The organism is Streptantibioticus ferralitis, from assembly GCF_029223525.1.
Classification (GTDB): Bacteria; Actinomycetota; Actinomycetes; order Streptomycetales; family Streptomycetaceae; genus Streptantibioticus_A; species Streptantibioticus_A ferralitis.
On sequence record NZ_JARHTQ010000027.1, the window covers coordinates 34,012 to 48,325 of the forward strand.

The window sequence follows — 14,314 nt, forward strand, 5'->3', positions numbered from 1 at the left end:
GTGATGTGCTGGGGCAAACAGCAGGCGCACCGCCGGCAGGACAGGGCGGGGAGGGGATTTTCGTGGGGACGGACCAAATCCGGCGCTGGGACTCTGGAGCCCTCGCGCACGCCGTGACCGACCCCTTCGGCCAGGGACCGCTTCCCTGGCTGCGCGGCCGGGAGTACTACCTGGACGACTCGGGGCAGTTGCTGCCCTGGTACGTGGAGCTCGCCGCCATCGACGCCCTCGACGATGAACGGGTACCGGTGCAGCGCTCGGTGCGCAGGCATCTGTCGGGTCCTCGCAACGCCGACGACGTCCGCCTCCAGATCAAGGGCTTCGCCTCGTCCGGCTCCGTCGTCCCCGGCGGGAGCGTCGACTTCCACATCACCGTCGACCCGCCGCAGCAGTTCAGTGTCGACGTCTACCGGATCGGGCACTACGGCGGTGACGGCGCCGCCCACATCACCACCAGCCCCCGGCTGTCCGGCATTGTGCAGCCGCCCCCGCTGGCCGCGGGACGCACCGTCTCCTGCCACCACTGGTGGCTGTCCTGGCGACTGCAGATCCCGTCCTACTGGAACACCGGCGCGTACGTCGCGGTGCTGACCACCGCCGACGGCTACCGCAGCCACATTCCGTTCACCGTCCGGGACGGCCGCCCCGCCGATCTGCTGCTGGTGCTGCCCGACATCACCTGGCAGGCCTACAACCTCTACCCCGAGGACGGCAGCACCGGCGCCAGCCTGTACCACGCGTGGGACGAGGAGGGCCGACTGCTCGGCGAGGAGGCGGCCGCGGTGACGGTCTCCTTCGACCGCCCCTACGCGGGCGCGGGACTGCCGCTGCACGTGGGCCACGCCTACGACTTCATCCGCTGGGCCGAGCGCTACGGATACGACCTGGCGTACGCCGACACCCGCGATCTGCACGCGGGCCGTATCGACCCCGGCCGCTACCGGGGGCTGGTCTTCCCCGGGCACGACGAGTACTGGTCGGCGGACATGCGGCGGGCCGTCGAGCGGGCCCGGGAGCAGGGCACCTCGCTGGTGTTCCTGTCCGCCAACACCATGTACTGGCAGATCGAGTTGGGCTCGTCACCGGCGATGGCCCCCGAGCGGCTGCTCACCTGCCGCAAGCGCCGCCGCGACCCCGGCGACCAGCGCGGCCGCACCGCCCTCTGGCGGGACATGGGCGAGCCAGAGCAGCAACTGCTCGGCGTGCAGTACGCGGGCCGGGTGCCCGACCCGTCGCCGTTGGTGGTCCGCAACGCCAACCACTGGCTGTGGCAGGCCACCGGCGCGGGGGAGGGCGACGAACTGCCCGGGCTGGTCGCGGGCGAGGCGGACCGGTACTTTCCGCGTACCGCCCTGCCGGAGTACACCGACCGGATCCTGCTCGCCCACTCCCCGTACGAGGACACCCAGGGCATGCGGGTGCACCAGGAGACCTCGCTCTACCGGGCGCCGAGCGGTGCGTATGTCTTCGCCTCCGGCACCTTCGCCTGGTCCCCGGCGCTGGACCGGCCGGGCCATGTCGACCCGCGGGTGCAGCGGGCGACCGCCAATCTGCTGGACCGTATCTGCAAGCGGGACTGACCCGGTGGATCCGGGGCCGGTGCGGTGGGTGACCCCGGGCCGCGCGCCCGGATGGCGGGTACGGGAGAATCAGGGCACTTGGACCAACCTACGTGGAGGAACCGTGTCCGGATTCGTTGAGAAGCCCGAGCCCGAGCAGGTCCCGGGCCTGGTGCATCTGCACACCGGAAAGGTCCGTGACCTCTACCAGGACGCCGAGGGGCGGCTGGTCATGGTCGCCAGCGACCGGATGTCGGCGTACGACTGGGTGCTGCCGACCGCCATCCCGGACAAGGGGCGGATCCTCACCCAGCTCTCCCTGTGGTGGTTCGAGCAGCTCGCCGACGTCGTCGCCAACCACGTCATCTCCACCGACCTGCCCGAGGGAGCGCCCGCCGACTGGGCGGGCCGCACGATGATCTGCAAGTCGCTGCGCATGATCCCGGTCGAATGCGTCGCCCGCGGCTACCTGACCGGTTCCGGCCTCCGGGAGTACGAGCGCGACCGCACCGTCTGCGGGCTCGCCCTCCCGGAGGGGCTGGTCGACGGATCCGAGCTGCCCGCCCCGATCTTCACCCCGGCGACCAAGGCCGAGGTCGGCGAGCACGACGAAAACGTCTCGTATGAGGAGGTCGCCCGCCGGGCGGGCACGGAGACGGCCGCGCTGCTGCGGCAGACGACGCTGGCGGTGTACGGGCGGGCGCGCGACCTTGCCCGCGAGCGCGGCATCATCCTCGCCGACACCAAGTTCGAATTCGGTTACGACGGCGACGAGTTGGTGTTGGCGGACGAGGTGCTCACCCCGGACTCCTCGCGGTTCTGGCCGGCGGACCTGTGGCAGCCCGGACGCGCCCAGCCGTCCTTCGACAAGCAGTTCGTCCGGGACTGGTTGACGTCCGACGCCTCCGGCTGGGACCAGCACGGGGAGGCTCCGCCGCCCGAGCTGCCCGCCGATGTGGTCGAGCAGACCCGGGCCAAGTACGTGGAGGCCTACGAGCGGCTCACGGGTACGGCCTGGGTGTAGGGGGTTTTCCCTCCCTCCTCCTGTTGCCATGGTCCGTATCTTGCCGTTGCGCGGGGCGGCCTCCGGCCCGGTTGGCGGTTCCGGGTACGGAGATTTCCCTCCCCGTTGCCGGTGCCCGCGGCTGCCGTGGGGTCGGGGGCGGGCCGGGGTGTCTCCTCACTCCGGCTATCACTGCACAGTTGCGGTGCGTCGCGGGGTCGCTGCGGGGACACCCCGGCCCCGCCCCACAGACGACCCAGCGCGACGGCGCCCATACGATCCCGGCAAGGGGTGGGAGGGCGGGAAGAGCTACGTCAGCCCCGATGGTGTGGCGGCCGAACCGAACCGCACGCCCCTTGCCTCCTTGCCGAAGGCGCTGAGCAGGATCACGACGGCCAGGATCGGGAAGACGGTCCCCATCAGCGCCGTCGGATAGCTGTAGTGCTTGGCCAGGGTCTCCTGGATCGGCAGGTTCAACGCGGCGATCAGATTGCCGAGCTGGTACGTGACCCCGGGGTAGAAGCCCCGGATCGCGTCCGGGCTGAGTTCGTTGAGGTGCGCAGGTATGACGCCCCAGGCGCCCTGGACACACAGCTGCATCATGAACGCGCTGAACGCCAGCCATCCGGCGGTCGTCGACAGCGCGAAGACCGGAACGACCAGCAGCCCGGCCGCCGCGGCGATGACGATCACCCGGCGGCGGCCCAGCCGCTCGGAGTACGCACCGAGCAGCGGTCCGCCGATCATCGCGCCGATGTTGTAGATGATGGCGATCACGATCGCGGTGTCCGCGGACATCCCCAACCCCTTCTTGATGAAGGTCGGGTAGACGTCCTGCGTGCCGTGCGACATCCAGTTGAAGGCGGTCATCAGCGCGACGAGGTACACGAAGCGCCGCAGCACGGCCGGGTCGCGGAAGATCTCGCGGGCCGGGGTGGCGTTGAGCCGTACCGTGCGCTCCCACACCTCGCTCTCCTCGACCCTGGTTCGTACGAAGAGCGCCACCAGCGCCGGGAGCAGGCTGAACGCGAACAGGCCGCGCCAGCCGAAGGCCGGTTCGATGAAGAGGAAGGCGACCGCGGCCAGCAGATAGCCGAAGGAGTAGCCGCCCTGCAGCATTCCGGACCAGAAGCCGCGCTTCTCGGGCGGGATCTTCTCCATCGCCAGCGCGGCGCCCAGGCCCCACTCACCACCCATGCCGATGCCGTAGAGCAGCCGCAGCACCAGCAGGACCGTGTAGTTCGGCGCGAACGCGCAGGCGAAGCCGACCACCGAGTAGAACAGCACGTCGACCATGAGCGGTACGCGGCGCCCGCGCCGGTCCGCCCACAGCCCGAAGACGAACGCACCGACCGGCCGCATGATCAGCGTCACGGTGGTGAGGAAGGCCATGTCGGTCAGCGAGACCTTGAACTCGTCGGCGATCTCGCTGTAGACGAGGACCACGAGGAAGTAGTCGAAGGCGTCCATCGCCCAGCCCAGATAGGCGGCGAGGAACGCGTTGCGCTGGTCCTTGGTCAGGCCGCGCGCTTGCTCCCGTACCGTACTCAGCATTCTGCGGAAACTAGGCCCCACGTCAGGCACATGTCAATGTTTCGATCAAGAGCCGTGCGGCATGGATAAGGCCCCGGCTGTGACAGCCGGGGCCTTTCGCTACTGGAGCGGACGACGAGGCTCGAACTCGCGACCTCAACCTTGGCAAGGTTGCGCTCTACCAACTGAGCTACGTCCGCGTGCTGTGCCCCATCATAGCCAACCCTGGGACCGTGCGATGCGCACCGCCGCATGACGGTTCTCGGCGGAGAGCTTCGCCGCCGCCGAGGAGAGGTAGTTACGGACCGTTCCGGGCGACAGCGCAGCGCGCTGAGCGATCTCCGCGATCGGTGCGCCGTCCGCCGCGAACTCAAGGAGTTGGGTCTCCCGGGCGGTCAGCGGGGAGTCGCCCGCGCTGATCGCGTCCGCCGCCAACTCCGGGTCCACATAACGTCCTCCGGCGTGCACGGTACGGATGACCTCGGCGAGCCGCTGCGCCGAGACGGTCTTCGGTACGAAGCCGCGCACCCCGGCGGTCAGCGCCCGCTTGAGATGCCCCGGGCGGCCGTGCCCGGTGACGATCATGGTCCGGCAGTCCGGCAGCTCGGACCGCAGGGATGTGGCGACCGCCACACCGTCCGCGCCGGGCATCTCCAGGTCCAGCACCGCGACATCGGGCCGGTGCGCCCTGGCCATCGCCAGTGCCTCGGGCCCCGAAGCCGCCTCCGCCACCACCCGTAGATCGTCCTCGAAGGACAGCAGCGCGGCCAGCGCCCCCCGGATGAGGTGTTCGTCGTCGGCGAGCAGCACCCGCACCGGCGCCGTGTCCATGACCGGTTCCAGCTGTGCGCTCATCCCGCTCTCCCTGTCGCGAACTCCCCGTGCGCCCGCTCCGCGCCCGGTTCGGCCACCGGCGGGACCTCGGCGGTCAGCCGGAAGGTCCCGCCCGCCCGGCGCTCGGCGGCGAGCGTGCCGTCGACCACCGTGAGGCGCTCGCGCAGCCCGTCGAGGCCGTTGCCCTTGCCCGGCGGCCGGTCCTCCACGCCGTCGTTCTCCATGGTCAGCACGGCCGCACCGTCCGGGCAGGCCCGTAGCCGTATCGCACAGTGCCCCGCGTCCCCGTGCCGCAGGACGTTCGTGGTGCCCTCCCGGACCACCCAGGCCAGCACCGACTGCGCCTCGGCGGGCAGCGCGGAGGCGTCATCGCCGTGCACCTGACAGTCGACCCCGGCTGCCCGCAGCACCGAGAGGGCTCCCGCCAGTTCGGTGTGCAGATCGGCGGTGCGGTAGCCGCGGACCACGTCGCGCACCTCGCCCTGCGACTCCCGTGCGATGCGCTGCACCTCGATCATCTGCTCCACCGCCTCCGGCCGCTCCCGGCGCGCCAGTTGGACCGCCAGTTCGCTCTTGAGCGCGATGACCGACAGATTGCGGCCGAGCACATCGTGCAGATCGCGCCCGAACCGCAGCCGTTCCTCGGCGACCGCCAGCTGCCCCTGCAGATCGCGGGCCCGTTCCAACTCCCGCATGACGGAGAGGATCCAGCCGCAGCCCCTGGAGGAGAAGCCGAACGACCCACAGCCGACGGTGCCCATGAACAGGGCCGCGGCCGACGCCCGCACCCCGGATCCGGACACACCGACCGCGACGCTCACCACCGCGACCGCCAGCGCGCAGACCCACACGGTGCGCCGGATCGGCATCAGCAGCGACAAGGGGCCGGTGAGCAGGGCCAGGCTGAACATCACGGTCTCCGACACCATCACCAGCGAAAGCACCCGGACCGCCTGCAACACCACCACGTAGGACAGCAACGCCACCGACACCGCCACCAGCCCGAGCGTCAACCGACGACCCGGAGCCCCCCGCAGCCCCAGGTAGTGGTCCAGCGCCTGCTTGTTCAGTGCGATGGCCAACCCGCCCTGGCACAGCAGCAGAACCACCGCGGGCAGCGCGAGCAGGAGGCCGTGCAGATGCCGATGGCCGCCGGCCGATCCTCCGGCGAGCATCAGCGACCCGCCGAGGGTGAAGAGCGTGAACGACACGTACTGCGACCCGCGGCTGTAGAGCTCCACCCGCCCGGCCCCACTGCGCTTCCGCCAACCCCACACCAGAACTACCCCCTCAACGCCGCGGCTCCCAACGGAACCACCGTCGTACAGCAAACACCGCGAGCCCGGTCCAGGCGAACGCGGTCACCAGGTCGCGCACCACCCGCGCCGCGTCGGCGCCGCCGAGCCAGCCGGTGCGGACCAGGTCGACGACCGGTGTCAGGGGCAGCAGGCGGCAGACGTCAGCGAGCGTGTGCGGCAACACCTCCAACGGCGTGAACAGCCCTGAGCCGAAAAGGGAGATGAAGCTCAGCGGCATCGCCGTCAGTTGCGCCACCTCCGTGGTACGGGCCAGGGCGGACGACGCGGCGGCCAGCGCCACCATCAGCGGTATCCCCAACACCAGGCCCAGCAGGAACAGTTCGGGGCGCCGTGGCGCGGGCACATGGAGCAGCGCGGACCCGGCGGCGATCATCACCACGCACTGCGCCAGCGCCACCGTCACCGCGGGCAGCGCGGTCCCGGCCAGGATCTCCAGATCGGTCGGTTCTCCGGTGCGCAGCCGTTTGAGCACCAACTCCTCGCGGCGGGTGACATATGCGGGCACCAGACCGCTGTAGACGACGAAGACCAGGGTTATACCGATGCCGCCGGTGATCGACACCGCGCTGGCGGTCATGCCGACCTTCCCCAGGTGCATGTGCGCGATTGCGGGACGCAGCGCCCACACCATGAACAGCGGCATACACAGGGCGGTGAACGCCGCCGACCGGTTGCGCCACAGCAGTGTCGCCTCGGCCCGACCCAGTGCCGCCAACCGGGCGGTCATCCCTGCTGTGTTCACGCCGCTTCCTCCGTTACGTGCTCGCTCAGCTGGCCCGCCGCGATCTCCAGGAACGCCTCTTCGAGCGAGGCGGACCGGGCGTCGAGGCCGTCGAGTACGAGGTCCTTGTCCCGTGCCCACAGCAGTAGTTCGGTGAGCGCGTCCTGCAGCCGCAGGGTGCGGATCTCCACCCGGCGGCCGGTCACCGCGGCCGGTACGGACAGCGGCAGTTCGGCCGGTGCGATGTGCTCCGGCAGTTGGAACCGGATGTGCGCCGGGCGCGCCGCCGTGACCTCGGCAGGGGTGCCGGACACCACGATGCGGCCCGCCTGCATGATCGCCAGCCGGTCGGCGAGCGCCTCCGCCTCGTCCAGGTAGTGCGTGGTGAGCACGATGGTGGTGCCCTGCTCCCGGAGCCGCCGCACCAATTCCCAGGTCTCCCGCCGCACTTCGGCGTCCAGACCGGTGGTCGGCTCGTCGAGGAACACCAACTCGGGGTTGCCGAGCAGGGCCAACGCCAGGTCGAGACGGCGCCGCTCGCCACCGGACAGCTGCTTGACCCGCACCGCGCCGCGCGCCGTGAGGCCCACCATCTCCAGGGCCTCGCCGACCGGCCGGGCGCCGGTCGTACACCCGGCCCACATGCGTGCCGTCTCCATCACCGTCAGCTCGGAGGGGAAGCCGCCCTCCTGCAGCATGACGCCGATCCGCGACCGGACGGCGGCGCGGTCCCGGTACGGGTCGTGGCCCAGCACCCGCACCTGGCCGCCGGTAGGCGCGGCCAGTCCCTCCAGGACTTCAACGGTGGAGGTCTTGCCCGCGCCGTTGGTGCCCAGCAGGGCGAACAGTTCGCCCCGTGCGACGGTGAACGAGATGCCGCGCACGGCTTCGAAGCCCGGTGCGTTCTTCGCGCCCGGCGCGTTCTTGGCGTCCGTGGCGCGTTTGGCGGCCTTGGCGCCGGGCGGGCCGTAGCGGCGCCGTAGTGCGGTGACCTCGATCACATGCCGGTCAGTGTCCGTGTCCCTCTCGGTGTGCATGTCCCAAGGGTTCCGCCGACGCGGGCCGGTGAACGGTGCACGGTGTCATCAGTGCCGATGACATTTGTCATCGAGGCATCGAGGGGACAGCAAAAGAAAGGGACCTGCTCCGGAAGGAGCAGGTCCCTTTCTTGCTGGAGCGGACGACGAGGCTCGAACTCGCGACCTCAACCTTGGCAAGGTTGCGCTCTACCAACTGAGCTACGTCCGCAGGTTGCATCCGAGCGGCTTTCACCGCCCGGCGCGCTGACTACTCTACCTGATCGAATAGACCAGGAGGGCCGTCGGAGCGGGTGACAGGAATCGCACACTGCGCCTCCCCTTTGGAAAAGGGGCGCTCTACTACTGAGCTACACCCGCGCGGTTCGGTGACTCGGCCTTTCGGCCTCGCCCCCGGCGCGCTTCAGACTTTAGCTGATCACCAGGGGTGCCTGTCCAATCGGCGCCCCAACTCCCCGTCCCCCAGGCCCTCATGGGTCCTATGCCCCACTCTGTCCGGCCCTGGGTTCGGGGCGCGTTTGCCCCAGGAGAGCCGCACCCCTGCGCGGGACCGGGGTTCCACCCCAAGAAACCCGCACCCTGCGGAGGGCCGGGCCATGCCCCCGAGAAAACGCCGCCCCTCCACAGCGGGGGCGGGTGCGTGCGCCCCAAGAAAGTCGCGGCCCCGGTGGAGAGCCGGACCGCGCCCCGAGGAAAGCGCCCTTGTGAAGGTCTGGGGTGAGGCCCGCGAGAAAGCCCCCAGCCCGCAGCGGACCGGAGGCGCGCCCCCAGGAAAGCGTTGTCTCTTCCGTGGTGGGCCGGGGTGCGCCCCGAGAAACCGTTGTCTCTTCCGCGGTGGGGCGGGGGTGCGCCCCCAGGAAAGCGTTGTCTCTTCCGTGTGGGGCGGGGGTGCGCCCCCAGGAAAGCGCTTTCTCTTCCGCGCCGAGGCGGGGTGCGCCCCCAAGAGACCGTTGTCTCCTCCGAGCTGGGGCGGGGGCGTGCGCCCCAGGAAAGCGTCGTCTCCTCCGAGCTGGGGCCGGGGCGCGCGCCCAAGAAACCGTTGTCTCCTCTGCACTGGGCCGGGGTGCACCCCCGAGAAACTGTTGTCTCTTCCGCGCGTGGCCGGGGCGCGCCCCCAGGAAACCGTTGTCTCCTCCGAGCTGGGGCTGGGGGCGCATGCCCCAGAAAGCCGCGCCCCGGTGGAGGGCCGGGAGCGTGCCCCAAGAAAGTCGCGCCGCCGCGGAGTGCCGGGGGCGCGTCCCGAACAAAGAGCCCCGTGGGGTCTGGGGGCGAAGCCCCCGGGAAAGCCCCATGCCCGCAGGGGGCCGGGGGCATGCCCCCAGAAAGAGCCGCCCGCAGCGGGGGGGCTGGGGGCGAAGCCCCCAGAAAAGAACCCCTTACCTATCCGCAGAGGAATCGTTTAGCGTGCGGCGTCGAACGCCTCGTACACCTTCTTGGGAATCCGCCCCCGCGGCGGCACATCGAAACCGTGCGACCGTGCCCAGGCCCGCACCGCCGCCGGGTCCGGAGCGACCGAGGTGCGCTTGTATGCCTTGCCCGAGCGGCTGCGGCGGCGGCCGGCCTTCAGGTAGGGCGTCAACGCATCGCGGAGCTTGTCCGCATTCGCGGCGGAGAGGTCGATCTCGTAAGTCTTGCCGTCAAGGCCGAACGCGACCGTTTCCTCTGCTTCGCCGCCGTCGATGTCGTCGGAGAGGGTGACCACCACGCGCTGCGCCATGGATATCGGTCCTTTCGTGCGGCAACGGCTGCACGGGTACGTATCGGTACCTATGTCGTCCGCCCTGACGTGCGGAGATGTGCCGTAGCCGACTGGTCGGGGTCAATGCGTTTTGATTTGCACAAGGGACGGTATTACGAGCGGAAGCTGTGGCATATTTCCCTGCCCCATCGCACCGCAATCGGGACCATACGGTTTTCCTTGCGTTTTCCACAGAGGTTACCCCGGTCGATGCCTAACCGTGATGGGGCAACCGGGATATCTATGCGCGTAGATTTTCCGGACAGGTACGCTGAGAGCACTTCGGAGGTCGCCGCAGCCGCCGCCTTCGAGGTCACCTCACGCACCACACCACCGGGAGTGCACGTGGCACGCGTCGTAGTCGACGTCATGCTCAAGCCGGAGATCCTCGACCCCCAGGGCCAGGCGGTGCAGCGCGCACTTCCTCGCCTGGGCTTCGAAGGGATCTCGGACGTCCGCCAGGGCAAGCGATTTGAACTCGAAGTCGAGGGGCCGGTCGACGACGACGCCCTCGCCCGTATCCACAAGATCGCCGAGAGTTTTCTCGCCAACACCGTGATCGAGGACTTCACCGTGAGGGTCGACTCGTGACAGCCCACCCGTCGCCCGCCACCACCCTCGACGGGGGCCTTTCGGGCCGCGGTAACACTCGGATCGGAGTCGTCACCTTCCCCGGTTCGCTCGACGACCAGGACGCCCTGCGCGCGGTGAAGCTCGCCGGGGCCGAGCCGGTCTCGCTGTGGCACCGCGACAAGGATCTGCGGCAGGTCGACGCGGTCGTGCTGCCGGGTGGTTTCTCCTACGGGGACTACCTGCGCTGCGGCGCCATCGCCCGCTTCTCGCCGATCATGGAGATGATCATCGAGGGCGCCAAGCAGGGCCTGCCGGTTCTCGGTATCTGCAACGGATTCCAGATCCTGTGTGAATCCCATCTGCTGCCCGGTGCGTTGACCCGCAACGACCATCTGCACTTCATCTGCCGCGACCAGAAGCTGCGGATCGAGAACGCCTCGACCGCCTGGACCGCCGACTACCAGCAGGGCCAGGAGATCACCGTCCCGCTGAAGAACGGCGAGGGCGGCTACGTCGCAGACGAGCGCACCCTGGACATGCTGGAGGCCGAGGGCCGGGTGGTGGCCCGCTACCTCGATCTGAACCCCAACGGCTCGCGCCGCGACATCGCGGGCATCACCAACGAGGCCGGAAACGTGGTCGGTCTGATGCCGCACCCCGAGCACGCGGTCGAGCCGCTGACCGGCCCGACGACCGAGGGCCTCGGATTCTTCACCTCGATCCTGAAGCAACTGGTGAAAGCGTAATGACCCTCGACACCGTCAAGAACGCAGAGCAGACCCCCGACACCTCCCTGCCGTGGGCCGAACTCGGCCTCAAGCCTGACGAGTACGAGCGGATCACCGCCATCCTCGGTCGCCGCCCGACCGGCGCGGAGCTCGCCATGTACTCGGTCATGTGGTCCGAGCACTGCTCGTACAAGAGCAGCAAGGTCCATCTGCGGCAGTTCGGCGAGAAGGCCCCGGAGAGCACGGCGATGCTGGTCGGCATCGGCGAGAACGCGGGCGTGGTCGACGTCGGCCAGGGGTACGCGGTCACCTTCAAGGTCGAGTCGCACAACCACCCCTCGTACATCGAGCCCTACCAGGGCGCGGCCACCGGCGTCGGCGGCATCGTCCGCGACATCCTCGCCATGGGCGCCCGGCCGGTGGCCGTGATGGACCCGCTGCGGTTCGGCGACCCGCACGAGGCCGACACCAAGCGCGTCGCGCACGGCGTGGTCGCGGGCATCGGCGGCTACGGCAACTGCCTGGGTCTGCCCAACATCGGCGGCGAGGTGGTCTTCGACGCCTGCTACCAGGGCAACCCGCTGGTCAACGCGCTGTGCGTGGGCGTGATGAAGCATGAGGACATCCACCTCGCCAAGGCCTCCGGCCCCGGCAACAAGGTGATCCTCTACGGCGCCAGGACCGGCGGCGACGGCATCGGCGGTGTCTCCGTGCTCGCCTCGGAGACCTTCGAGTCGACCGGTCCCACCAAGCGTCCCGCGGTCCAGGTCGGCGACCCGTTCCAGGAGAAGCTGCTGATCGAGTGCACCCTGGAGATCTTCCGGGAGAAGCTGGTCGTCGGCATCCAGGACCTCGGCGGCGCCGGACTGTCCTGTGCCACCAGCGAGTTGGCCTCGGCCGGCACCGGCGGCATGCGGATCGAGCTGGACACGGTGCCACTGCGCGACGCCACGCTCAGCCCCGAGGAAATCCTGATGAGCGAGTCCCAGGAGCGGATGTGCGCGGTCGTCGAGCCGCACAACGTCGACCGCTTCCTGGAGATCTGCGAGAAGTGGGATGTCATCGCCACCGTCATCGGTGAGGTCACCGACGGCGACCGGCTGGAGATCTACTGGCACGGCGAGCAGATCGTCGACGTCCCGCCGCGCACCGTCGCCCACGAGGGTCCGGTCTACGAGCGGCCCTACGCCCGGCCGGAGTGGCAGGACGCGCTGCAGGGCGACGACGCGGGCAAGCTGCCGCGCCCGGCGACCGGCGCCGAGTTGCGGGACGCCCTGCTGCGCCTGGTCGGCAGCCCCAACCAGGCGTCGAAGTCCTGGATCACCGACCAGTACGACCGGTACGTGCTGGGGAACACGGTCCTGGCGCAGCCGGAGGACTCCGGCATGGTCCGGATCGACGAGGAGACCAACCTCGGCGTCGCGGTGGCCACCGACGGCAACGGGCGGTACGCGAAGCTCGACCCGTACGCCGGTGCGCAGCTCGCGCTGGCCGAGGCGTACCGCAATGTCGCGGCCACCGGCGCCAGGCCGCTGGCCGTCTCGGACTGCCTCAACTTCGGCTCGCCCGAAGATCCGGCCGTCATGTGGCAGTTCGCCGAGGCGACCCGCGGGCTCGCCGACGCGTGCCAGGTGCTCGGCACTCCGGTGACCGGCGGAAACGTCTCCCTGTACAACCAGACAGGGCAGACCGCCATCCACCCGACCCCGGTGGTCGCGGTGCTGGGGGTGATCGACGACGTCACCCGCCGTACGCCGATGGCGTTCGCCGAGGAGGGCCAGCTGATCTACCTGCTCGGTGAGACCCGGGAGGAGTTCGGCGGTTCCGCCTGGTCCCAGGTCGACCACGGTCACCTGGGCGGACTGCCGCCCAAGGTCGACCTGGAGCAGGAGAAGCTGCTCGCCGAGATCCTGATCTCCGGCTCGCGGGACGGGATGATCGACGCGGCGCACGACCTGTCCGACGGCGGTCTGGCGCAGGCGCTGGTCGAGTCCTGCCTCAAGGGCGGCAAGGGCGCCCGGGTGGTGGTGCCGGAGGGCCAGGACGCGTTCGTCACCCTCTTCTCCGAGTCGGCGGGCCGGGCGATCGTGTCCGTGCCGCGCAGCGAGGAACTGCGGTTCACCGACATGTGCCGGGCGCGCGGTCTGGCGGCCACCCGCATCGGTGTGGTCGACGGCGAAGTGCTGGACGTGCAGGGGCAGTTCAGCGTTCCGCTGGCCGAGCTCAGGCAGGCCCACGAGGCGGCGATCCCGGCGCTGCTGGGCTGACGCCCCTTCTTTCCGGGTGCGGCGGGCCTGGTACCGCCGGTCCGGTCGGGTGTGGTTGCTCGCCGTCGCGGCGAGGAACCACGGCGGCGTGGCCCGGCGGCGCCGAACCGGCCGGTGCCCACCGCACCTCCCAGGCCCGCCGCAGGCGGTTACGCTCACGATCATGCCGCCGCGTACCCGTAAAGCACGCTCCTACGATCCGGCCAGGACCCGCGCCGCCGTCAGCGCCCAGTTCGGGCACGTACGGGATGTGGTGCGCGGGCTCGGTACGGAGCGGCTCGCCGCGCCGACCCGGCTCGGCGACTGGACGGTGCGTGAACTGCTGGCGCACATCTCCATGGCCCTGCAGAGCGTGAACCGCGCCTTGGAGCAGCCCGCCCCGGCCGCACCGGAACTCGCCGTCGCCGACTGGGCGTTGGCGACGGCGGCGCGCGCCGGGGAGATCGGCGAGGACGCCCGCGCACTGGCGGCCGGCGCGGACCCGGCCGAACTGCTGGAACGTACCGCGGCCCGGTTCGCGGAACTGGCCCCCGCCGCACCCGACGACCGCCCGGTCGCGGTTCGGGTGGGCGCGATGCGCCTCGATGACTACCTGGTGACCCGCTGCGTCGAACTCGTCGTCCACACGGATGACCTGTCCGACGCGCTGGGCATCGAGATCCCGTACGACCGGCAGGCGCTGGCCATCACCACCCGTCTGCTCGCCGACGCGTTCGCCGGGAAGGCGCCCGGCAACGCGGTCGAGCTACGGGTACCGCCGTACGCGGCGGTGCAGTGCGTCGCCGGGCCGCGGCACACCCGCGGGACGCCGCCGAACGTCGTCGAGACCGCGCCGCTGACCTGGATCCGGTTGGCCACCGGCCGCACCTCCTGGGCGGACGCGATGAGTTCCGCCGAGGTGTCGGCAAGCGGCGAGCGGGCTGATCTCTCCGGCTATCTGCCGGTGCTGGGGTGAATCCCGCCGGGCCGGGCGGCCGGCCGGTGTGACCCCATGTCCCCGTC

12 protein-coding genes and 3 tRNA genes are annotated in these 14,314 nt (G+C 70.3%); 6 read left to right on the forward strand and 9 right to left on the reverse strand.

The window, feature by feature from the left end:
* Positions 1 to 62 precede the first annotated feature (62 nt).
* Complete coding sequence (locus tag P2L57_RS30515) at positions 63 to 1,580, forward strand: N,N-dimethylformamidase beta subunit family domain-containing protein (RefSeq protein ID WP_275819976.1); 1,518 nt, start codon at positions 63 to 65, stop codon at positions 1,578 to 1,580.
* A 103-nt stretch (positions 1,581 to 1,683) separates the two neighbouring features.
* The gene (locus tag P2L57_RS30520) at positions 1,684 to 2,583 is read left to right on the forward strand and encodes a phosphoribosylaminoimidazolesuccinocarboxamide synthase (RefSeq protein WP_275819978.1); all 900 of its coding nucleotides are present in this window, start codon (positions 1,684 to 1,686) and stop codon (positions 2,581 to 2,583) included.
* A gap of 288 nt (positions 2,584 to 2,871) precedes the next feature.
* On the opposite strand, the gene P2L57_RS30525 is transcribed toward P2L57_RS30520, so the two are convergent.
* From P2L57_RS30525 to P2L57_RS30565, 9 genes are all read right to left on the reverse strand, one after another.
* The gene (locus tag P2L57_RS30525; protein ID WP_275819980.1) at positions 2,872 to 4,116 is read right to left on the reverse strand and encodes an MFS transporter; all 1,245 of its coding nucleotides are present in this window, start codon (positions 4,114 to 4,116) and stop codon (positions 2,872 to 2,874) included.
* A gap of 103 nt (positions 4,117 to 4,219) precedes the next feature.
* A tRNA-Gly gene (locus P2L57_RS30530) sits at positions 4,220 to 4,295 on the reverse strand.
* Positions 4,296 to 4,308: 13 nt separating this feature from the next.
* Positions 4,309 to 4,950, reverse strand: a complete 642-nt coding sequence (locus P2L57_RS30535; RefSeq protein ID WP_275819981.1) for a response regulator transcription factor — start codon at positions 4,948 to 4,950, stop codon at positions 4,309 to 4,311.
* On the reverse strand, positions 4,947 to 6,170 hold the full coding sequence (locus P2L57_RS30540) for a sensor histidine kinase (RefSeq protein ID WP_275819983.1): 1,224 nt from the start codon (positions 6,168 to 6,170) through the stop codon (positions 4,947 to 4,949). The genes P2L57_RS30535 and P2L57_RS30540 overlap by 4 nt, the downstream gene beginning before the upstream one ends.
* Before the next feature lie 49 nt (positions 6,171 to 6,219).
* On the reverse strand, positions 6,220 to 6,975 hold the full coding sequence (locus P2L57_RS30545; protein ID WP_303656876.1) for an ABC transporter permease: 756 nt from the start codon (positions 6,973 to 6,975) through the stop codon (positions 6,220 to 6,222).
* An 11-nt stretch (positions 6,976 to 6,986) separates the two neighbouring features.
* Complete coding sequence (locus P2L57_RS30550; RefSeq protein WP_275819987.1) at positions 6,987 to 8,006, reverse strand: ABC transporter ATP-binding protein; 1,020 nt, start codon at positions 8,004 to 8,006, stop codon at positions 6,987 to 6,989.
* 135 nt (positions 8,007 to 8,141) lie between these two features.
* Positions 8,142 to 8,217, reverse strand: a tRNA-Gly gene (locus P2L57_RS30555).
* A gap of 77 nt (positions 8,218 to 8,294) precedes the next feature.
* A tRNA-Gly gene (locus tag P2L57_RS30560) sits at positions 8,295 to 8,366 on the reverse strand.
* A 1,039-nt stretch (positions 8,367 to 9,405) separates the two neighbouring features.
* Complete coding sequence (locus tag P2L57_RS30565) at positions 9,406 to 9,723, reverse strand: histone-like nucleoid-structuring protein Lsr2 (RefSeq protein ID WP_275819989.1); 318 nt, start codon at positions 9,721 to 9,723, stop codon at positions 9,406 to 9,408.
* 366 nt (positions 9,724 to 10,089) lie between these two features.
* Between P2L57_RS30565 and purS the strand changes: the two genes are divergently transcribed.
* The 4 genes from purS (at position 10,090) to P2L57_RS30585 (ending at position 14,267) form a co-directional block, all read left to right on the forward strand.
* Positions 10,090 to 10,335: a phosphoribosylformylglycinamidine synthase subunit PurS gene (purS, locus tag P2L57_RS30570; protein ID WP_275819991.1), complete on the forward strand. Its 246-nt coding sequence runs from the start codon at positions 10,090 to 10,092 to the stop codon at positions 10,333 to 10,335.
* A complete protein-coding gene (purQ, locus tag P2L57_RS30575) occupies positions 10,332 to 11,063 on the forward strand; it encodes a phosphoribosylformylglycinamidine synthase subunit PurQ (protein ID WP_275819993.1) in 732 nt (243 codons plus the stop codon). Before purS ends, purQ begins: the two co-directional genes overlap by 4 nt.
* Positions 11,063 to 13,312, forward strand: coding sequence for a phosphoribosylformylglycinamidine synthase subunit PurL (purL, locus tag P2L57_RS30580; protein ID WP_275819995.1), 2,250 nt, complete (start codon positions 11,063 to 11,065; stop codon positions 13,310 to 13,312). Before purQ ends, purL begins: the two co-directional genes overlap by 1 nt.
* A gap of 163 nt (positions 13,313 to 13,475) precedes the next feature.
* On the forward strand, positions 13,476 to 14,267 hold the full coding sequence (locus P2L57_RS30585; protein ID WP_275819997.1) for a maleylpyruvate isomerase family mycothiol-dependent enzyme: 792 nt from the start codon (positions 13,476 to 13,478) through the stop codon (positions 14,265 to 14,267).
* Positions 14,268 to 14,314 lie beyond the last annotated feature (47 nt).

Bases quoted from the DNA above. Each gene is read 5' to 3' on its own strand.
- P2L57_RS30535 (WP_275819981.1), bottom strand. From the start codon at position 4,950: ATGAGCGCACAGCTGGAACCGGTCATGGACACGGCGCCGGTGCGGGTG.
- P2L57_RS30545 (WP_303656876.1), bottom strand. From the start codon at position 6,975: ATGACCGCCCGGTTGGCGGCACTGGGTCGGGCCGAGGCGACACTGCTG.
- P2L57_RS30585 (WP_275819997.1), top strand. From the start codon at position 13,476: ATGCCGCCGCGTACCCGTAAAGCACGCTCCTACGATCCGGCCAGGACC.
- purL (WP_275819995.1), top strand. From the start codon at position 11,063: ATGACCCTCGACACCGTCAAGAACGCAGAGCAGACCCCCGACACCTCC.
- P2L57_RS30565 (WP_275819989.1), bottom strand. From the start codon at position 9,723: ATGGCGCAGCGCGTGGTGGTCACCCTCTCCGACGACATCGACGGCGGC.
- P2L57_RS30550 (WP_275819987.1), bottom strand. From the start codon at position 8,006: ATGCACACCGAGAGGGACACGGACACTGACCGGCATGTGATCGAGGTC.
- P2L57_RS30525 (WP_275819980.1), bottom strand. From the start codon at position 4,116: ATGCTGAGTACGGTACGGGAGCAAGCGCGCGGCCTGACCAAGGACCAG.